The organism is Mycobacterium sp., assembly GCF_047975165.1.
GTDB lineage: Bacteria > Actinomycetota > Actinomycetes > Mycobacteriales > Mycobacteriaceae > Mycobacterium.
The window spans coordinates 1-19861 of record NZ_JBKECZ010000041.1 but is presented as its reverse complement, the minus strand read 5'-3'; the positions used below and the strand labels follow the sequence as shown (position 1 = coordinate 19861).

General features: G+C 67.8%; 18 protein-coding genes and 3 tRNA genes. 15 read left to right on the top strand and 6 right to left on the bottom strand.

What is annotated here, in order from left to right:
• Positions 1-13: 13 nt before the first annotated feature.
• On the top strand, positions 14-1327 hold the full coding sequence (locus ACK5M9_RS04180; RefSeq protein ID WP_416891935.1) for an acyl-CoA dehydrogenase family protein: 1314 nt from the start codon (positions 14-16) through the stop codon (positions 1325-1327).
• Here ACK5M9_RS04180 and ACK5M9_RS04175 read toward each other — a convergent pair.
• Both ACK5M9_RS04175 and ACK5M9_RS04170 read right to left on the bottom strand, forming a co-directional pair.
• A complete protein-coding gene (locus ACK5M9_RS04175) occupies positions 1266-2807 on the bottom strand; it encodes a sensor histidine kinase (RefSeq protein ID WP_416891934.1) in 1542 nt (513 codons plus the stop codon). The two genes, ACK5M9_RS04180 and ACK5M9_RS04175, sit on opposite strands and share 62 nt — an antisense overlap.
• Positions 2785-3489: a response regulator transcription factor gene (locus ACK5M9_RS04170; protein ID WP_416891957.1), complete on the bottom strand. Its 705-nt coding sequence runs from the start codon at positions 3487-3489 to the stop codon at positions 2785-2787. Before ACK5M9_RS04170 ends, ACK5M9_RS04175 begins: the two co-directional genes overlap by 23 nt.
• 174 nt (positions 3490-3663) lie before the next feature.
• Between ACK5M9_RS04170 and ACK5M9_RS04165 the strand changes: the two genes are divergently transcribed.
• Entirely contained in the window at positions 3664-4662 is a 999-nt protein-coding gene (locus tag ACK5M9_RS04165; RefSeq protein ID WP_416891956.1) for a phosphotransferase family protein, read from the top strand.
• 91 nt (positions 4663-4753) lie between these two features.
• Here the strand turns inward: ACK5M9_RS04165 and ACK5M9_RS04160 are convergent.
• Both ACK5M9_RS04160 and ACK5M9_RS04155 read right to left on the bottom strand, forming a co-directional pair.
• Positions 4754-4826, bottom strand: a tRNA-Arg gene (locus ACK5M9_RS04160).
• Positions 4827-4855: 29 nt separating this feature from the next.
• Positions 4856-4947: transfer RNA gene (locus ACK5M9_RS04155), tRNA-Ser, on the bottom strand.
• Positions 4948-5029: 82 nt separating this feature from the next.
• Between ACK5M9_RS04155 and ACK5M9_RS04150 the strand changes: the two genes are divergently transcribed.
• The 3 genes from ACK5M9_RS04150 (at position 5030) to lipE (ending at position 8367) form a co-directional block, all read left to right on the top strand.
• The gene (locus ACK5M9_RS04150; RefSeq protein WP_416891933.1) at positions 5030-6094 is read left to right on the top strand and encodes a pyridoxal phosphate-dependent aminotransferase; all 1065 of its coding nucleotides are present in this window, start codon (positions 5030-5032) and stop codon (positions 6092-6094) included.
• Positions 6095-6270: 176 nt separating this feature from the next.
• On the top strand, positions 6271-7095 hold the full coding sequence (locus tag ACK5M9_RS04145; RefSeq protein ID WP_416891932.1) for a crotonase/enoyl-CoA hydratase family protein: 825 nt from the start codon (positions 6271-6273) through the stop codon (positions 7093-7095).
• Between the two features lie 36 nt (positions 7096-7131).
• On the top strand, positions 7132-8367 hold the full coding sequence (gene lipE / locus ACK5M9_RS04140) for a lipase LipE (protein ID WP_416891931.1): 1236 nt from the start codon (positions 7132-7134) through the stop codon (positions 8365-8367).
• 21 nt (positions 8368-8388) lie between these two features.
• On the opposite strand, the gene ACK5M9_RS04135 is transcribed toward lipE, so the two are convergent.
• Positions 8389-8475, bottom strand: a tRNA-Ser gene (locus tag ACK5M9_RS04135).
• Between the two features lie 36 nt (positions 8476-8511).
• On the opposite strand from ACK5M9_RS04135, the gene ACK5M9_RS04130 reads away from it, so the two are divergent.
• Positions 8512-9525 carry an NAD(P)H-quinone oxidoreductase gene (locus ACK5M9_RS04130; RefSeq protein WP_416891930.1) on the top strand — a complete coding sequence of 338 codons (1014 nt, stop codon included), beginning with the start codon at positions 8512-8514 and terminating at the stop codon, positions 9523-9525.
• 41 nt (positions 9526-9566) lie between these two features.
• Here ACK5M9_RS04130 and ACK5M9_RS04125 read toward each other — a convergent pair whose 3' ends face one another.
• Positions 9567-10763: a cysteine desulfurase-like protein gene (locus ACK5M9_RS04125; RefSeq protein WP_416891929.1), complete on the bottom strand. Its 1197-nt coding sequence runs from the start codon at positions 10761-10763 to the stop codon at positions 9567-9569.
• 127 nt (positions 10764-10890) lie between these two features.
• Here ACK5M9_RS04125 and ACK5M9_RS04120 point away from each other — a divergent pair, with 127 nt between their 5' ends.
• From ACK5M9_RS04120 to ACK5M9_RS04080, 9 genes are all read left to right on the top strand, one after another.
• On the top strand, positions 10891-12849 hold the full coding sequence (locus tag ACK5M9_RS04120) for a DUF6541 family protein (protein ID WP_416891928.1): 1959 nt from the start codon (positions 10891-10893) through the stop codon (positions 12847-12849).
• A gap of 31 nt (positions 12850-12880) precedes the next feature.
• Positions 12881-13456: a bacterial proteasome activator family protein gene (locus tag ACK5M9_RS04115; protein ID WP_416891927.1), complete on the top strand. Its 576-nt coding sequence runs from the start codon at positions 12881-12883 to the stop codon at positions 13454-13456.
• A gap of 3 nt (positions 13457-13459) precedes the next feature.
• Positions 13460-14302, top strand: coding sequence for an ABC transporter ATP-binding protein (locus ACK5M9_RS04110; RefSeq protein ID WP_416891926.1), 843 nt, complete (start codon positions 13460-13462; stop codon positions 14300-14302).
• On the top strand, positions 14295-15209 hold the full coding sequence (locus ACK5M9_RS04105; protein ID WP_416891925.1) for a glycosyltransferase: 915 nt from the start codon (positions 14295-14297) through the stop codon (positions 15207-15209). Before ACK5M9_RS04110 ends, ACK5M9_RS04105 begins: the two co-directional genes overlap by 8 nt.
• Positions 15206-16036: an ABC transporter permease gene (locus tag ACK5M9_RS04100; RefSeq protein ID WP_416891924.1), complete on the top strand. Its 831-nt coding sequence runs from the start codon at positions 15206-15208 to the stop codon at positions 16034-16036. Before ACK5M9_RS04105 ends, ACK5M9_RS04100 begins: the two co-directional genes overlap by 4 nt.
• 72 nt (positions 16037-16108) lie before the next feature.
• Entirely contained in the window at positions 16109-16543 is a 435-nt protein-coding gene (locus tag ACK5M9_RS04095) for a GtrA family protein (RefSeq protein ID WP_416891923.1), read from the top strand.
• A 32-nt stretch (positions 16544-16575) separates the two neighbouring features.
• Entirely contained in the window at positions 16576-17970 is a 1395-nt protein-coding gene (locus ACK5M9_RS04090) for an FAD-binding protein (RefSeq protein ID WP_416891922.1), read from the top strand.
• A 10-nt stretch (positions 17971-17980) separates the two neighbouring features.
• On the top strand, positions 17981-18757 hold the full coding sequence (locus ACK5M9_RS04085; RefSeq protein ID WP_416891921.1) for a decaprenylphospho-beta-D-erythro-pentofuranosid-2-ulose 2-reductase: 777 nt from the start codon (positions 17981-17983) through the stop codon (positions 18755-18757).
• 2 nt (positions 18758-18759) lie between these two features.
• Positions 18760-19861: arabinofuranosyltransferase (locus ACK5M9_RS04080; protein WP_416891920.1), on the top strand; the 1102-nt coding region annotated here is incomplete at its 3' end.

Sequence of the window (19861 nt, the reverse complement as noted above, 5' to 3'; positions counted from 1 at the left end):
CGGGAGTATTCGAATGTCCTGGGATTTTTCCACCGAACCGGAGTTCGAGACGAAACTGGAGTGGGTCCGCGACTTCGTGCGCAACGAGGTCGAACCTCTGGAAGTGCTGTTCGGAGGCTGCGAATTCCTGCCGCTGAACGACGAGCGCCGACGCATCGTCGATCCCCTCAAGCAGCAGGTTCGCGACCACGGTTTGTGGGCGCCGCATCTGGGGCCGGAACTCGGCGGCCAGGGCTTCGGCGCGGTGAAGCTGACGCTGATCAACGAGATCCTGGGACGCAGCCCCTGGGCCCCGGTCATTTTCGGAACGCAGGCGCCCGACACCGGCAACGCCGAAATCCTCGCGCGCTTCGGCACTTCGGACCAGAAGGACCGCTACCTGCAGGGGCTGCTGTCCGGTGAGATCTTCTCCTGCTTTTCGATGACCGAACCGCAGGGCGGCGCGGACCCGCGCGTCTTCACCACCCGGGCCGTCCGCGACGGCGACGACTGGGTGATCACCGGACGGAAATTCTTCTCCTCCAACGCCTCGGTCGCCTCGTTCTTCATCGTCGTGGCCATCACCGACCCGGAGGCCGGCATTCACCGCGGCGCATCGACCTTCCTGGTCCCCGCCGGGACAGCCGGACTCACCATCGAGGCCAATCACCACCTCGTCGGAGCCGATCCGCACGAGCCAGGGCATTCACTGGTGCGCTACGACGGCGTCCGGGTCGGCGCCGAGGCGCTGCTGGGTGACCCCGGGCAGGGTTTCCTGATCCTGCAGACGCGACTGGCCGGAGGCCGGCTGCATCACGCGATGCGCTCGCTCGGCGTGGCGCATCGTGCCGTCGAGATGATGTCGCGGCGCGCCAAGAGCCGGTTCACCCAGGGCAGCTCCCTGGCTGACAAGCAGCTGGTGCAGGAGTTCATCGCCGACTCCTACACCGAGTTGATCCCGTTCCGGTTGACAGTGCTGCACGCGGCCTGGCTGATCGACAGCGGCGACGAACACGCCGCCCGTCCCGAGATCGCGGCCTGCAAAATCCTCGCCTCCCAGGTCCTGAAGTCCATCGCCATGCGGGCAATCCAGGTGCACGGCGCACTCGGACTCAGTAACCAACTACCGCTGGTGGGCGCGCTGCTGGGCGGTATTGCCCTGGGTCTGGCGGACGGGCCGACCGAGGCGCACAAGGTCAACCTCGCCCGGATGCTCCTGAAGGGCTACGACGCCGAGGACGGGGATTGGCCCAGCGAAATGCTCGATGTGCGCCGCGCGGCCGCGCTCAAGAAGTATGCGGGCCTCGTCGATCGGGTTCCGTCGCCCCCAGGGGCAGCCGCACCGTGAACCGGGTGCACCCGGGTGCGCTGTCCACCGAGATCGTTCCGTGGTGCGCCCCGACGATGGCCGAGACGATCGCCAGGCCCAGCCCGGTGCTGCCCGCCTTGCGGGACCGCGAGGTATCGCCGCGCACGAACCGTCCGAACACCTCCGGCTGCTGCTCGGCCGGAATTCCCGGGCCATTGTCGATCACCTCGAGCAACACGTGTGCGGGTTGTGCGGGCTCGGCGCCCAGCCGGGTGGTGACGACGGTTCCGGGCCCGGTGTGCACCCGGGCGTTGGCGAGCAGATTGGCCAGCACCTGCCGCAGTCGGGCTTCGTCACCTACGACCGTGACGGGCTCGGACGGGAGGTCGAGTTCCCACCGGTGATCCGGGCCGGCGACGTGGGCGTCGTTGACGGCGTCCACCGCCAGCCGGGACAAGTCGACCGCTTCGCTGACCAGGGGGCGCCCGGAATCCAGCCGGGCCAGCAGCAGCAGGTCCTCGACAAGGTGCGTGATGCGCTCGGTCTCCGACGCCACCCTGCTCATGGCGTGGGCAACCGCCTCGTGGTCCCCACCCTCCCTGTCCATCCGCCGGGCGATTTCGGTGTAGCCGCGGATCGCGGCCAGCGGCGTGCGCAGTTCATGGGAGGCGTCGGCGACGAATTGGCGAACCCGGGTCTCGCTGGCCTGGCGGGTGGACAGGGCGGCGGCGATGTGGTCGAGCATCCGGTTGACCGCGGAGCCGAGCTGGCCCATTTCGGTGTAGGGGTTGGTGTCGGATTCCGGGACGCGCACCGGCAGCTCGACCTCGCCACGGTCCAACGGCAGGTCGCGGACCATCGTCGCGGTCTGAGCCACACGCCGCAGCGGAGCCAGTGCCCGCCGGATGGCCACCAGGCTCGCGGTGACCGCCGCCGCCAACGCGATCGCGGTGACGACGGCGAAGATGACCAGCATCCGCAGCATGGTGGCGTCGACGCCGGCCAGCGGCAGGCCGGTGACGATCACGTCCCTGCGGTTGCGGCTCACGGTGGCGACGACGCGGTATCGGCCCAGACCGTCGAGGTTCAGCGTTACCGGGGAACGGTTCGTTGCGATCCGCTCCAACTGACGTTGAGCGTTCGGCGTCAGAGCCGCCCGGTCGCCGCTGCCGGTCAGGTATCCCGAATCGACGGTCCTGCCGTTGCCGAGGACCGCCGCGACCATTCCCGCCGGCTGCCCGGGGGCATCGAGGAACCTCGGACCCGGGCCCGTCTTGACGGCGCGGCGCGGATGGTGATGATGGTGATGGTGGGGCCGATCCGGAAAGAGCAATGACGAGCGGTCCGCGGCGGCGTCGAGCTGGTTGTCGAGTTGGGTGAGCAGATAGCTGCGCAGCGCCAGTTCGGTTGCCGCACTGATACCGACACACACCAGCGCCAGGATCACCACCTGCCCCACCAGGATCCGCAGGCGCAGCGACCAGGCCTGCGGCCGCCTAGAGCGCCGGCTTGAGCACATATCCCGCGCCGCGCAGCGTGTGGATCATCGGATCCCGGCCAGTGTCGATCTTCTTGCGCAGGTAGGAGATGTACAGCTCGACGATGTTGGAGCGCCCGCCGAAGTCGTAGTTCCAGACGCGGTCGAGAATCTGTGCCTTGCTCAACACCCGTTTGGCGTTGTGCATCATGAACCGCAGCAGTTCGAACTCGGTGGAGGTCAGCGAGATCTCTTCGCCGGCGCGGGCGACCTCGTGGCTGTCCTCATCGAGGACGAGGTCGCCGACGACCAGCTGTGCGCCGTCGTCGGCCGTCGTCACGCCGGTGCGCCGCAGCAACGCGCGCAGCCGCAGCACCACCTCTTCGATGCTGAACGGCTTGGTGACGTAGTCGTCGCCGCCCGCGGTCAGTCCGGCGATGCGATCCTCCACCGCATCCTTTGCGGTGAGTAGCAGCACCGGCAGACGCGGGTTGTCCTGACGTAGCTTGTGAAGGACGTCCAGGCCGCTCATATCGGGCAGCATCACGTCCAGTACCACCACGTCGGGTCGTTCGGCACGGGCGGCCGCCACCGCCGAGGCCCCGTCACCGGCGGTGGCGGCATTCCAGCCCTCGTAGCGCAGAGCCATCGACACCATCTCGGCGAGCACCGGTTCGTCGTCGACGACCAGCACCGTGACCGGCTGCCCGTCGGCACGGCACATGACCACGCGCTCAGTTCCCGCTGTCGCCATGCCGTCCAGTATCCGCGTCTGCCTTGGGCCGAAGCTATGGCGTCGCTGTGTGCCGGCTGTGAAACGGCGGCCTGTGCGGCACCGCGCGCGCCGCATAGGCTGACATCCGTGGATTCCGTGAATCTGGACGCGGTCGCCGCGTGGATGTCCACCCGGGGTCTCGGCGAGGGGCCGCTGAGCGACGCCGTTCCGATCACCGGCGGAACGCAGAACGTCATGCTGCGCTTCACCAGGTCGGGCAGGTCGTATGTGTTGCGCCGCGGCCCCACCCACCTGCGTGCGCGCAGCAACGGCGTGATCCTGCGGGAAACGCGGGTGCTGGCGGCACTGGCGGGTTCGGCGGTACCGCACCCGCGGTTGATCGCCGCGTGCGAGGACACCTCCGTGCTGGGCGAGGCGGTGTTCTACCTGATGGAGCCGATCGACGGGTTCAACGCCGGCGAGGGCCTGCCACCGCTGCACGCCGGGTCCGCCTCAGTGCGCTACGGCATGGGGCTGTCCATGGCCGATGCGCTGGCCGAACTCGGCGCGGTGGACTACCTCGCGGTGGGGCTCAAGGATTTCGGAAAACCGGACGGGTTTCTGGAACGCCAGGTACCGCGGTGGCTTTCGGAACTGGACTCCTACCGACAGTACGACGGCTATCCCGGACCCGACCTCCCCGGCATCGAGGCGGTGGCCAGCTGGCTGGAACGCAACCGGCCGACGGACTGGACGCCGGGCATCCTGCACGGCGACTACCACGCCGCCAACGTGATGTTCTCCCGAACCGGCCCGGAAGTGGTGGCCATCTGCGACTGGGAGATGTCCACCATCGGCGACCCGCTGCTGGACCTGGGTTGGCTGCTGGCCACCTGGCGCCAGGACAACGGGTCATCGGTGTTCAGCCACGCCCTGGGCACCAGCGAAGGGCTGGCCAGTACCGACGACCTGCTGCAGCGCTACGCCGCCAACACCACCCGCGACCTGGCCCACATCACCTGGTACACGGTGCTGGCCTGCTTCAAGCTCGGCATCGTGATCGAGGGCACCCTGGCCCGCGCGTTCGCCGGCCAGGCTCAGCAGGAGGTCGGCGACCAGTTGCACGCCGCGGCGGTGCACCTGTTCGAGCGGGCGCTCGACATGATCGGAACGGGCGGATAGCGGCCGGCGAAAGTAGCCGGAAAGTAGTCGCCGAGGCCATTTCCAGGCCTACCAGCGGCCCCGAAAAAGGGGGGCTTCCGCTGGTAGTGAGCGCGCCCGAAGAGATTCGAACTCCCAACCTTCTGATCCGTAGTCAGATGCTCTATCCGTTGAGCTACGGGCGCCGTTGTTGTGTTGTCAAACTTATGGTGCATGGCGGAGGCGAGAGGATTTGAACCTCCGGTCCCCTTTGAGGGGGACAACTCATTAGCAGTGAGCCCCATTCGGCCGCTCTGGCACGCCTCCTTGGCCTCCCTGAGGGTACCCGAACGCCGCACCCTGAGCCGCCGGAGCCATAGCGTACACAGCCGCGACATATGCTGTCGAAGTGACCGCCCGCCTGCGGCCCGCGCTGGCCGGGCTGCCCGTCTACGTTCCGGGCAAAACCGTGCCGGGTGCGGTCAAACTGGCCAGCAACGAGACGGTTTTCGGCCCGTTGCCCAGCGTCCGCGCCGCTATCGAGAACGCAACCCACCTGATCAACCGCTACCCCGACAACGGCTGTGTCCAACTCAAGGCCGCGCTGGCCCGCTACGTGAGTTCCCCGGGACGAGACTTCACACCCGGGCACGTCGCCGTCGGCTGCGGCTCGGTGAGCCTGTGCCAGCAGCTCGTGCAGATCACCGCCTCGGCAGGCGACGAGGTGATCTTCGGCTGGCGCAGTTTCGAGCTGTACCCGCCGCTGGTCCGGGTCGCCGGCGCTACCCCGGTGCAGGTTCCGCTCACCGAGGACACCTTCGACCTCGACGCGATGGCGGCCGCGGTCACCGACCGCACCCGGCTGATCTTCGTCTGCAACCCCAACAACCCGACCTCCACCGTCGTCGACCCCGAGGCCCTGACCCGGTTCGTCGAAGCGGTGCCATCGGACATCCTGATCGCCATCGACGAGGCCTACGTCGAATACATCCGCGACGCCATGGCACCAGACAGCCTGCGGCTGGTCGCCACCCACCCCAACGTCGTCGTCCTGCGCACGTTCTCCAAGGCCTACGGACTGGCGGGGCTACGGGTGGGCTACGCGATCGGCCACCCGGAGGTGATCGAGGCGCTGGACAAGGTCTACGTGCCGTTCACCGCGACCAGCATCTCGCAGGCGGCGGCGATCGCGTCACTGGAAGCCGGCGATGAGCTGCTCGCACGCACCGACGCCGTCGTCGCCGAACGGGTACGTGTGCGCGCCGAATTGCGTGCCGCGGGCTTCGCCGTGCCGCCCTCGCAGGCCAACTTCGTCTGGCTGCCGCTCGGCCCGCGCACCGGCGACTTCGTGGCGCGGGCGGCCGAGGCGCACATCGTCGTCCGCCCGTACGGAACCGACGGGGTGCGGGTCACCGTCACCGCCGCGCCGGAGGAAAACGACGCGCTGCTGCGGTTCGCCGGCGGGTGGATCTGAGGGGCGCAGCGCGCCCCCCGGCCCCCGGCCCCCGGCCCCCGGCCACCGGCCCGCCGGCTGGCCGGCTGGCCGGCCGCCCCGCTGCCCTCCGCGAGCGTAACGCCAGTGCGGAATCCGGCCCGTTTTTTCGCACTGGCGTTACGCTCGGCGACGGCAGGCCGCGATACGGTCTGGATATGAGCAAAACATTCGAATCCGTCACCGTCGAGACCAAGGGTCGGGTCGCGCAGGTGACGCTGATAGGCCCGGGCAAGGGCAACGCGATGGGGCCCGCGTTCTGGTCGGAGATGCCCGACGTGTTCGCCACCCTGGACGCCGACCGCGAGGTCCGGGCGATCGTGCTGGCCGGGTCGGGCCGGAACTTCAGCTACGGCCTGGACCTGCCGGCGACGGGCGGCACCTTCACCCCGGTGCTGGCCGAGGGCGCGCTGGCCCGGCCCCGCACGGACTTCCACGCCGAGATCAAGCGAATGCAGAACGCGATCAGCGCCGTCGCCGACTGCCGCACGCCCACCATCGCCGCGGTGCACGGCTGGTGCATCGGCGGCGGCGTCGACCTGATCTCGGCGGTGGACATCCGCTACGCCAGCGCCGACGCCAAATTCTCGGTCCGCGAGGTCAAGCTGGCCATCGTTGCCGACGTCGGCAGCCTCGCCCGACTGCCGCTGATCCTCAACGACGGGCACCTGCGTGAACTCGCACTGACCGGCAAAGACATCGACGCCGCCCGGGCCGAGAAGATCGGCCTGGTCAACGACGTCTACGACGACGCCGAGGCCACTTTGGCCGCCGCCCACGCGACCGCTGCGGAGATCGCGGCAAACCCGCCGCTGGCCGTGTACGGCGTCAAGGACGTACTCGACCAGCAGCGCATCGCCGCGGTGTCGGAGAGCCTGCGCTACGTCGCGGCCTGGAATGCGGCGTTCCTGCCCTCCAAGGACCTGACCGAGGGCATCACGGCGACGTTCGCCAAACGGCCGCCGCAGTTCACCGGCGAGTAGCGCCGCCCCTATTCCGTGGCAAGTACCCTCACGAAGATGACTTCCGACGGGAAGATCCGCGTGCCGGCCGATCTGGATGCCGTGACCGCGATCGGCGAGGAAGAACACGGCGGAGTCGGCGGTGCGACCGTCGAACGCATCTGGCAGGCCGCCCGGCACTGGTACCGGGCCGGCATGCAACCGGCCATCCAGCTCTGCCTCCGACGCAACGGCTGGGTCGTGCTCAACCGCGCCATCGGCCACGGCTGGGGGAATGCCCCGACCGACGAATCCGGCACCGACCAGGTCCCGGTCACCACCGACACCCCGTTCTGCGTGTATTCGGCCTCCAAGGGAATCACCGCCACCGTGGTGCATATGCTTGCCGAACAGGGGTTCTTCGCCCTCGACGACCGCGTCTGCCAGTACCTCCCGAGCTACACCAGCCACGGGAAAGACCTGACCACGATCCGCCATGTGCTGACCCATAGCGCGGGCGTCCCCTTCCCCACCGGCCCCAAACCGGACCTGCGCCGGGCCGACGACCACGACTACGCCCAGGAACAGCTCAGTTACCTGCGTCCACTGCACCGGCCGGGCCGTGTGCACATCTACCACGCGCTGACCTGGGGCCCGCTGATCCGCGAGATCGTCTACGCCAGCACCGGAAGGGACATCCGGGACATCCGGGCCACCCAGATCCTGGAGCCACTGAACTTCCGCTGGACCAACTTCGGTGTCGCCGACGCGGATGTACCGCAGGTAGCGCCCAGCCACCCGACAGGCCGTCCGTTGCCACCGGGAATCGCGGCGATCTTCCGCAAGGCAATCGGCGGAACGGTCCACGAGATCGTCCCGTACACGAACACACCGGCGTTCCTGACCGCGGTGGTGCCCTCGTCGAACACGGTGTCCACCGCGAACGAACTGTCGCGCTTCGCCGAGATCTGGCGCCGCGGCGGCGAACTCGACGGCGTCCGGGTTATCCGCCCGGAACGGCTGCGCAGCGCGGTACGACCGGCCCGGCGCCTGCGGCCGGATTTCGCGGTCGGGCTCAAACCGGCCCGCTGGGGCACCGGGTTCATGCTGGGGACGAACCGGTTCGGGCCGTTCGGACGCCACGCGCCGGCGGCGTTCGGCAACCTGGGCCTGACGAACATCGCGGTCTGGGCAGATCCGGCGCGCGGGCTGGCAGCCGGTCTGATCAGCAGCGGCAAGCCCGGCCGGGACCCCGAGGCCGGGCGCTACACCGCGCTGATGGACACCATCGCCGCGGCGATTCCGCAGCTGTGACTCAGGTGCGCCCGAGACCCGCGGTGGCGGAGGGATTTGAACCCCCGGACGGTGTTAGCCGTCTCTCGCTTTCAAGGCGAGTGCATTAGGCCGCTCTGCCACGCCACCGCCGATAAGGGTAGCGGGGCTTGTAGCGTGGCCGGCATGCGCGCCGTCGTCGCTGAATCCGCAGAACATCTGGTCTGGCGAGACGTCGGCGAGGTCTCCCCCGGGCCGGGTGAGGTCCTGATCAAAGTGGCCGCGGCCGGTGTCAACCGCGCCGACGTCCTGCAGGCCGCCGGCCGGTACCCTCCGCCGCCCGGTACCAGCGACATCATGGGGCTGGAGGTCGCCGGCACCATCGCCGGCATCGGGCGCGGCGGTCCGGAAGGCACGGACGGCACGGACGGCACGGACGGCACGGAATGGTCCGTCGGGCAGCAGGTTTGCGCGCTGCTGGCCGGCGGTGGCTATGCCGAATACGTGGTGGTCCCCGCCGGGCAGGTGATGCCCATCCCCCCAAGGGTCGACCTGCTCGACGCCGCCGCAGTCCCCGAGGTGGCCTGCACGGTGTGGTCGAACCTGGTGATGGCCGCGCGCCTGAGGCCGGGTCAGCTCCTGCTGGTGCACGGCGGGGCCAGCGGTATCGGCACCCACGCCGTCCAGGTGGCGCGAACGCTGGGCGCCCGAGTGGCCGTCACAGCCGGATCACCAGAGAAGCTGGCGTTCTGCGGTGAGCTGGGAGCGCAGATCACCATCTCCTACCGGAACGAGGACTTCGTCGCACGCATCGGCGAGGAGACCGGCGGCGCCGGCGCCGACGTCATCCTCGACATCATGGGGGCGGTCTACCTGGACCGCAACATCGACGCACTGGCCGCCGATGGGCAGCTGATCGTGATCGGCCTGCAGGGCGGGGTGAAGGCCGAACTCAACCTCGGCAAACTGCTGGCCAAGCGAGCGCGGATGCTCGGCACCACCCTGCGCGCTCGACCGGCGGTCGGACCGAGCGGCAAAAGCGCCATCGTCGACGCGGTGCGGACCTCGGTGTGGCCGATGTTCGCCAGCGGAGCGGTCCGGCCGATCATCGGCGCCCGTCTGCCCATCCGGCAGGCCGGGGAGGCTCACCGACTGCTGGTATCGGGCGAGGTCTCCGGGAAGATCCTGCTGACCGTCTGATCCCGGCAACCCTGCCGATCCCCGATCCCGGCCCCCTGTGGTCAGCCCAACGAGGCCAGCGCGCGTACCAGCTGATCCACCTCGGTCATCGTCGAATAGTGGGCCAACCCCACTGTCACCGCACCGCCGATGTCGTTGACGCCCAACACGTCGAGCACCTGGGAACTGGTATCGGCAATCGCCAGAATGCCGTTGTCCGCCAGTCGCTGCACCACCCGGGCAGCCGGCACATTGCCGACCACGAAGCTGACCACCGGGATCCGCACTTCCGCATTCCCGAGCAGAACAACCAGCGGCAGCGACCGCAACGATGCGATCAGGTAGTCGTATATCCGGTCCAGATAGGCCGACGCGGACTGCATCGATGCCGTCAGCCGTTCCCGTCTGCTGCCGCGGGCGGATTCGTCCAGCCCCGCGAGATATTCGATGCTGGCGACCACCCCGGCCAGCATGCCGAATTGGTGGGCCCCCACCTCCAGCCGCGCAGCGCCGGTGGCGTTCGGGTTCGTCGACACCGAGCCCAACGTGTCCAGCAACTCCGGGTCGCGGAATACCAACGCGCCGATCGGCGGCCCGCCCCAGGCTGCCGCATTCACCGCAACCACATCGGCGTCGACGTCGTGGCTGTCGAACAACCGGTACGGCGCGGCCGCCGAGTGATCCACCACCACCAGCGCGCGAAAGTTGTGAGCCAATTTGGCCATCGCTCGCAGGTCGGTGACCACACCGAGAGTGCCCGAGGCCGAGGTCGCCGCCACCAGCCTGGTCGACTTGCCGATCAAGCTCTCCCACTGCCACGTCGGAAGCTCGCCGGTCTCGATATCGATCTCGGCCCATTGGACCTTGGCGCCGTAGCGGTCGGCAGCGCGCAGCCACGCAGCGACGTTGGCGTCGGCGTTGAGGCGGCTGACGATGACTTCGTAGCCGAGACCGGACCGCGCCGACGACGCCTCGGCCAATGCGGACAGCAACACCGCGCGATCGGCACCCAGCACCACACCGTCGGGATCGGCGTTGACCAGATCCGCCACCGCCCCGCGCGCCGCGTCAAGTATCGCCGCGCTGCGCTGCGCCGACGGATGGACACCCGCAGCGGTGGTCCCCGAACTGCGGAAGGCCGTCGACACCGTGGTCGACACCGAATCGGGAATCAGCATGCTCGCGGGTGCGTCGAAGTGCACCCACCCGTCTCCCAGGGACGGGTGCAACCCGCGCACCCGGGCGACGTCGTAGCTCATGGCAGCCACCTTAAACCGATCCAGAACTACCAAAACTCCAGCAACCGCACGACGCTGTCAGCTTCATCATCGATCGCGGGCGGCGCCGTACCGAAAATCAGATTATCCCGGCAGCCATAATAGTCGCGTGAGCCTGTGGTTCGGAACGCTGATCGCATTGGTTCTGCTGATCGCACCCGGCGCCACGATTGCCCGCATCGCACAGTTGAACTGGCCAACCGCCATCGCGACCGGACCGCCCCTGACATACGGCGTGCTAGCGCTCGCGATCGTCCCCTACGGTGCGCTCGGCATCCCCTGGAACGGCTGGAGCGCGCTCGCCGCGCTGGCGATCGTCGGTGTGCTGGCGACGGCCTGCCAGCTGCTGCTCAACCGCTTTCGCGACCCGCAGGCCGAGGCGCGCGCCCCGCAGACCGGCCCGGCGTGGGTGGTCGCCGTCGGTGTGCTGCTCGGCGCCGCGATGATCGCCTACGCCGCGATGCGCGGCATACCGCACTGGCAATCGATACCGAGTAATTGGGACGCGGTCTGGCACGCCAACGAAATCCGCTGGATCCTCGACACCGGGCAGGCCTCGCCCACCCACATGGGCGAATTGCGCAACGTCGAGACCCACGCCCTGCTGTACTATCCCTCGGTCTTCCACGCCCTGACTGCCGTCTTCTGCCAGCTGACCGGCGCCGCCGCCACCACCGGCTACACCCTGAATTCCCTGGCGGCCGCGATCTGGCTTTTCCCGGTCACCGGGGCCGTGCTCGCCTGGCGCGCGGTGCGCCCGCGTACCGGCCAGTGGCGCACCGCGGCGGTCGCAGCGACGGCAGCGGCGCTGTCGGCGTCGTTCACCGCGGTGCCCTACGTCGAGTTCGACACCGCCGCCATGCCCAACCTGGCGGCCTACGGGGTGGCCGTACCCGCCATGGTGCTGATCACCTCGGCCGTGGGCCACCGGGACCGGATTCCGGTGGCCGTACTGGCGCTGGTGGGCGTCTTCTCGGTGCATATCTCCGGCGGCATCATCACCGTGCTGCTTGTCGCGGCGTGGTGGCTGGTGGAAGCGCTCTGGCATCCGGTGCGGGGGCGGTTCGCCGACCTGGCGACCCTCGCGGGGGTCGCGGTGGCCTCCGGGGTGATCCTGGCGCCGCAACTGCTCGCCGTCGCCAAACTGGAGGACATCGTCGCCGGGCATTCGTTCCTGACGTATCTGAGCAAAAGGCGCGGGCTGTTCGATGCCGTCTTCCAGCACTCCCGGCATCTCAACGACTTCCCGGTCCAGTACGGACTGATCCTGGCCGCCGCCGTCGGCGGGTTCGTCATGCTGGTCAAAAAGGTTTGGTGGCCGCTGGTCGTCTGGCTGGGGTTCATCGCCGTCAACGTCAATGCCGGAACACCGGTGGGCGGGCCGATCGGCGCTCTCGCCGGAGTGGTCGGCGAGTTCTTCTACAACGACCCCCGCCGCATCGCCGCGGCCACCACACCGCTGCTGACACTGATGGCCGCCGTCGGGGTGGTTGCCACCGTCACCGCGGTGGTGCGCCTGGCCAACCGGCTCGCCGACCGGGTCCGGCCCATGCCGCCGGGCTTCTGGCCGGCGACCACCGGTGCCCTGTTGCTCCTGGTCACCGTGGGCAGCGCCTGGCACTACTATCCCCGGCACCGGTTCCTGTTCGGTGAGAAATTCGACCAGGTGATGATCGACCAGCAGGACCTCGACGCCATGGCCTACCTGGCCAAGCTGCCCGGCGCCCGCGACACCGTGATCGCCAACGCCAACACCGACGGCACCGCCTGGATGTACGCGGTGGCCGGTCTGCACCCGCTGTGGACGCACTACGACTACCCGGTGCAAATGGGTCCCGGCTATCACCGCTTCATCATCTGGGCCTACGCCCGCAACGGCGACGCGGATCGGCGGGTCGTCGAATCACTCAAGGCCCTCAACATCCGCTACGTCTTGGTGAGCAGCCCGACGGTCGGCGGGTTCGTGGTTCCCGACGGACTAGTGTCACTGGACAGGTCGCCGTACTGGACGATGCTCTACGACAACGGCGGCGCCCAGATCTATCAGTGGCACAGCTACCCGTGGTAGGCCTCGAGACGCACGGTCAGGACGCACAAGGATGGTGATTCGGTTGGGCGACGGAAACGGGCGTCCCGACAACCCGGACGTCGATGACGCTGCTGACATCGAGGGCGTCGAGATCATCGGCGGTGTCGATCCACGTTTGATGGCGCTGCATCAGTCCGCCGATCCCGACGACGCCGACGGGCCGTCCCTGGCCGACCTCGTCGAACAACCCGCCAAGGTCATGCGCATCGGCACCATGATCAAACAGCTCCTCGAAGAAGTCCGGGCCGCACCGCTCGACGACGCCAGTCGCAGCCGGCTCCGCGATATCCACGCCACCAGCATTCGTGAGCTGGAGGAGGGCCTGGCCCCGGAACTCCGGGAGGAATTGGAGCGCCTGACGCTGCCGTTCGACGAGGAAACCCCGCCCTCGGACGCCGAGTTGCGGATCGCCCAGGCCCAGCTGGTCGGCTGGCTCGAGGGGCTCTTCCACGGAATTCAGACCGCCCTGTTCGCCCAGCAGATGGCCGCGCGCGCACAGCTGGAACAAATGCGCCAGGGGGCCCTGCCGCCGGGGCCGCACCGGCCGGGCCACGTCGGCGGACACGGCACCGGACAGTACCTGTAAGCCGTGCCCGACACACCGCACATCGAAACCCGCGACGCATGGGTGGAGTTCCCCATCTTCGACGCCAAGTCACGGTCGTTGAAGAAGGCCTTTCTGGGCAAGGCCGGCGGTGCGATCGGACGCAACAGCTCCAACGTGGTGGTTGTCGAGGCGTTGCGAGACATCACCATGTCACTCGAGCACGGGGACCGCGTCGGTCTGGTCGGACACAACGGCGCGGGGAAATCGACTCTGCTGCGCCTACTTTCGGGCATCTACGAGCCAACGCGCGGGTGGGCAAAGGTAACCGGACGGGTGGCGCCTGTCTTCGACCTCGGGATCGGCATGGATCCGGAGATCTCCGGCTACGAGAACATCATCATCCGGGGGCTGTTCCTGGGCCAGACCCGAAAACAGATGCAGGCCAAGGTCGATGAGATCGCCGAGTTCACCGAGTTGGGCGATTACCTGTCCATGCCGATGCGCACCTATTCCACCGGCATGCGGGTCAGATTGGCAATGGGTGTGGTCACCAGCATCGATCCGGAGATCCTGCTGCTCGACGAAGGCATCGGCGCGGTGGATGCCGAATTCCTCAAGAAGGCGCAGTCGCGGCTGGAGAAGCTGGTCGAACGATCGGGAATCCTGGTCTTTGCCAGCCATTCCAACGATTTCCTGGCCCGGTTGTGCAAGACCGCGATGTGGATCGACCACGGCGTCATCAAACAGCGCGGCGAGATCGAAGATGTGGTACGCGCCTACGAAGGTGAGGACGCCGCACGGCATGTGCGCCATGTGCTCGCCGAAACCCAAAGGGATCGAGGGAATCCCGAACCGCTGACTCACCAGGCTTCCGTAGATGAGTGATGCGGTCATCGTCGTGGTGGTCACCCATCGGCGCCCCGAGGAACTAGCGCGGTCGCTGGGCATGCTCAGCGCCCAGAGCGTTCAGCCGGTAAAGCTGATCGTGATCGACAACGACGACTCCGGTGACCCTCGGGTACGCAATCTGGTTGCCGAACAGGACATCCCATCGATCTATCTGAATTCGCGTCGAAATCTCGGTGGCGCGGGGGGTTTCGCACTCGGCATGCTGCTCGCACTGGCGCACGGCGCCGACTGGGTCTGGCTTGCCGACGACGACGGGCGCCCGCGCGACGAGCGGGTTCTGCAGACCCTGCTGTCCTGCGCCCGCCGGCACGCCCTAGCCGAGGTGTCGCCGATGGTCTGCGATTCCGCCGATCCCGAACGGCTGGCGTTTCCACTGCGGCGCGGTCTGGTGTGGCGCCGGTTTGCCGGCGAACTGCGCACCGACCCCGGTCGGGATCTGCTGCCGGGGATCGCATCGCTGTTCAACGGTGCGCTGTTCAAGGCGTCCACGCTGGAGGCCATCGGAGTTCCGGACCTGCGGTTGTTCATCCGCGGCGACGAAGTCGAAATGCACCGCCGGCTGGTCCGTTCCGGGTTGCCGTTCGGCACCTGCCTGGATGCGGTCTACCTGCACCCCTGCGGCTCGGACGAATTCAAACCGATTCTCGGCGGCCGCATGCACACCCAGTATCCCGACGACCCCGCCAAGCGGTTTTTCACCTACCGCAACCGCGGCTATGTCCTGGCGCAGCCGGGGCTGCGAAAGCTGCTTCCTCAGGAGTGGGTTCGGTTCGGCTGGTTCTTCCTGGTCACCCGGCGCGACCCCAAGGGCCTGCTGCAGTGGTTCCGGTTGCGACGGCTGGGCCGCCAGGAGAAATTCACCCGACCCGGAGGTGGGCGATGACGGTCGTCGATGCGGCGGTTCAGTCCAACACGTTCGCCCGCGCCCGGGCCGACCTGGCCGGGGGCTTCCTGCGCCACGAACTCTGGCTGCACCTGGGCTGGCAGGACATCAAACAGCGCTACCGCCGCTCGGTGCTGGGGCCGTTCTGGATCACCATCGCAACGGGAACCACCGCCGTCGCGATGGGCGGGCTGTACTCCAAGCTGTTCCACCTCAACCTGGCCCAGCACCTGCCCTACGTCACACTCGGCCTGATCGTCTGGAACATGATCAATGCCGCCATCATCGAGGGAGCCGACGTCTTCGTCGACAACGAAGGGCTGATCAAACAACTCCCGACACCGCTGAGCGTGCACGTCTACCGGCTGGTCTGGCGGCAGATGATCCTGTTCGCCCACAACATCGTCATCTACGTCATCGTCGCGATCGTCTTCCCCAAACCGTGGTCCTGGGCGGATCTCTCGGTGGTGCCGGCACTGGCCCTGATCATGCTCAACTGCGTGTGGGTGTCGCTGTGCTTCGGCATCCTGGCCACCCGCTACCGCGATATCGGACCGCTGCTGAGTTCGGTGGTGCAGCTGCTGTTCTTCATGACACCGATCATCTGGAACGACGACACCCTGCGGCAGCAGGGGGCGGGCAGATGGTCGCAGATCGTCGAGCTCAACCCCCTGCTGCACTACCTCGACATCGTCCGGGCGCCGCTGCTCGGTGCGCACCAGGAGCCGCGGCACTGGGCCGTGGTACTGGTGCTGACAGCCGTCGGCTGGGTGCTCGCGGCATTGGCGATGCGACAGTACCGGGCCCGCGTGCCCTACTGGGTGTAGGCCGGCCCGCCGCGCTCGTTGCGTTCGCGCAAACGCCTGACGTGGTCCGAACCACGGCTAGACTGCCTTACGATGATCGCGCAAGAGCCGACTTTCGCAGCCGTGGACCAGCACAAACACCTGCATCTGACGACGCAGGCGCTGCGGTTCATCATCACCGGCTGCTTCGCGGCGATCGTCGACTTCAGCGTCTACGTGACCCTGTATAAGGGCGCCGGCCTGCAGGTGGACCTGGCGAAACTGGCCAGCGTCATCGTCGGCACTCTGACCGCCTACCTGATCAACCGGCGCTGGACGTTCCGGGCGGCCCCGAGCCGGGCGCGGTTCAGTGCCGTCATGGCGCTCTACGCCGTCACCTTCGCCGTCCAGATCGGGCTCAACCACCTGGTTCTGCATCTGCTGGGTTACCTCGGGTGGGCGATACCGGTCGCATTCGTCGTCGCCCAGGGCGTCGCCACGGTGATCAATTTCGTCGTCCAGCGAACCGTGATCTTCCGCGCCCGCTGAGTCCGGCCCGGCGCGCGGTACCCTCTTTCACGATGTTCAGCGCCGAGATCCCGACGACGCCGACCCGCTTGACGGGGTTCGGCCGGGCTGCGCCGTCGGTGGCTGACGTGCTTTCCACGCGCGATCCCGAGATGATCGTCAAGGCGGTCGCCCGGGTCGCGAATGCGGCTGGCCCATCGCCGAACCGGGGCGTGATCGCCCGCGGACTGGGCCGCTCCTACGGGGACAACGCCCAGAACGGCGGCGGCCTGGTGATCGACATGACCGGCCTGAACCGCATTCACTCCATCAGCGCCGACACCCGCCTGGCCGACGTGCAGGCCGGGGTGAGCCTGGATCAGCTGATGAAGGCCGCGTTGCCGCTCGGGTTGTGGGTTCCGGTGCTGCCCGGGACGCGTCAGGTCACCGTCGGCGGGGCGATCGGCTGCGATATACACGGTAAGAACCACCACAGTGCGGGCAGCTTCGGCGATCATGTGCGGTCGATGGATTTGCTGACCGCCGACGGTCAGATCCGTCAGTTGACCCCCGACGGCGAGCAGGCCGAGCTCTTCTGGGCGACCGTCGGCGGCAACGGCCTGACCGGAATAATCCTGCGCGCCACCATCGCGATGACGCCGACGGAGACGGCGTATTTCATCGCCGACGGGGTGGCCACCAAGGACCTCGACGAGACGGTCGCCGTCCACCTCGACGGCAGCGAAGACAAGTACACCTATTCCAGCGCCTGGTTCGACCTGATCAGTCCGCCGCCGAAGCTCGGCAGGGCCGCCGTCAGCCGCGGCAGCCTGGCGAAGCTGGATCAGCTACCGAAGAAGCTCGCCAAGAACCCGCTCAAATTCGATGCGCCGCAACTGTTGACGGTGCCGAACGTGTTTCCGGTGAGCGCGATGAACAAGGCGTCGTTCACCGCGATCGGTGAGGTGTACTACCGGCTCGGCGGAACCTACAGCGGCAAGGTGATGAATCTGTCGCAGTTCTACCACATGCTCGACCTGGTCAGCGGCTGGAACAACGCCTACGGCCCGGCCGGTTTCGCCCAGCACCAGTTCCTGGTTCCCCCGGACGCGATGGACGAATTCAAGGCCATCATCCGCTGGATCCAGACGCAGGGCCACTACTCGGCGTTGAACGTGTTCAAGCTATTCGGGCCGGGAAACCGTGCGCCCCTGAGTTTTCCGATGGCCGGCTGGAATGTGGCGATGGACTTTCCCATCAAGCCCGGGTTGAACGAGTTCCTCACCGAACTCGATCGGCGGGTGCTGGAATTCGGCGGCCGGGTGTACACCGCCAAGGACTCCCGCACCGCCGCGGCGACCTTCCACGCCATGTATCCGCGCATCGACGAATGGATTGCGGTGCGCCGCAAGGTAGATCCGTCAGGGGTGTTCGCCTCCGACATGGCCCGACGTTTGGAGCTGCTCTAGATGGTGCGACATGGTTCTTGACGCCGTCGGAAATCCGCAGACCATCCTACTTCTCGGGGGCACCTCCGAGATCGGGCTGGCGATCTGCGAACGGTATCTGCGCAACACCGCCGCGCAGATCGTACTGGCCTGCATGCCCGGTGATCCCGGGCGGGAGGCCGCAGTCGAACAGATGACGGCTGCCGGGGCGAAGTCGGTGCGACTGGTCGACTTCGACGCCGTGCAGACCGACACCCACCCGAAAGTGATCGCAGAGTGCTTCGCCGATGACGACGCTGGCATTGACATCGACGTGGCGATCGTCGCATTCGGAGTGCTCGGCGACGCCGAGGAGCTTTGGCAGAACCAGCGAAAGGCTGTGCAGGTCGCCGAGATCAACTACACCGCGGCGGTTTCGGTTGGCGTTCTACTGGGTGAGAGGATGCGCGCTCAGGGCTCCGGCCAGATCATCGCCATGAGTACGGTTGCCGGTGAGCGCGTGCGCCGGTCCAACTTCGTCTACGGCTCTACCAAGGCCGGCCTCGATGGCTTCTACCTGGGCCTCGGAGAGGCGTTGCGGGAGTACGGTGTTCGAGTGCTGGTGATCCGTCCCGGCCAGGTGCGCACCCGGATGAGTGCCGACATCGATGAAGCTCCGCTGACCGTCGACAAGGAGTACGTCGCCGACCTCGCGGTGAACGCCGCCGCCAAAGGTAAGGAATTGGTTTGGGCGCCAGCAACATTCCGGTATGTGATGATGGTGTTGCGCCACGTCCCGCGGAAGATCTTCCGCAAGTTGCCAATCTGATTATGCGCAACGCGCTGGCCACCCTGGGTCAGATGGTCATCGCGGTACTGGTGTCCGTCACGGTGGCGGTTGGGACACTGTTGCCCATCTCGCGGGTTCAATGGCCGGCCTATCCATCGTCCAACCAACTGCATGCGCTGACCACCGTCGGCCAGGTCGGCTGCCTGGCGGGGCTGCTCGCCGTCGGTTGGGTGTGGCGACGGGGCCGCTTCCGGCGGCTGGCGGAACTTGTCGCGGTAGCACTGGTCTCCGCCTTCACCGTGGTGACCCTGGGCATGCCGCTGGGCGCCACCAAGCTGTATCTGTTCGGCATTTCGGTCGACCAGCAGTTCCGCACCGAATACCTGACCCGGCTTGCCGACGGTCCGGCCCTGCACGACATGACGTATCTGGGGCTGCCGCCGTTCTACCCGCCGGGCTGGTTCTGGATCGGCGGGCGGGCGGCGGCGCTCTCCGGGACCCCGGCCTGGGAGATGTTCAAGCCGTGGGCGATCACGTCGATCGCCGTCGCGGTCGCCGTCGCGCTGGTGCTGTGGTGGCGGCTGATCCGCTTCGAGTACGCCCTGGTGGTCACGACCGCCACCGCTGCGGTCACATTGGCCTACAGTTCGCCGGAACCCTACGCCGCCATGATCACTGTGCTGTTGCCGCCGGTGCTGGTGCTGGCATGGTCGGGCCTGCGCGCCGGGGCCGAGGCGGGCGGGAACCCCGCCCCCGCCGCACCCGCCGCACCCGCCGCACCCGCCGCACCCGCCGCACCCGCCGCACCCGCCGAACGTGACTCCACAGTCGCAGCGGGCGCCGAACGTGACTGTGGCGTAACGCTCGGCGGAGAAGGTGGTGCCGGCGCCGGTGGCGCCGGTGGCGCCGCCCCTGCCGAACGTGCCTCCACAGTCGCAGCGGGCGCCGCACGTGGCTGTGGTGTGACGGTCGGCGGGGAAGGTGGCCGCGCGGGCGCCGAGCGGGACTGTGGCGTAACGCGCGGCGGAGGCGGCCGGGCCGCGGTCGTCGCCCTCGGGCTCGTGCTGGGCGTCGCCGCCACCAGGGACACGCTGCTGTTCGCCTACAGCGCAGTCACGATCACCCTGAAGGCGCTGGTGCTGG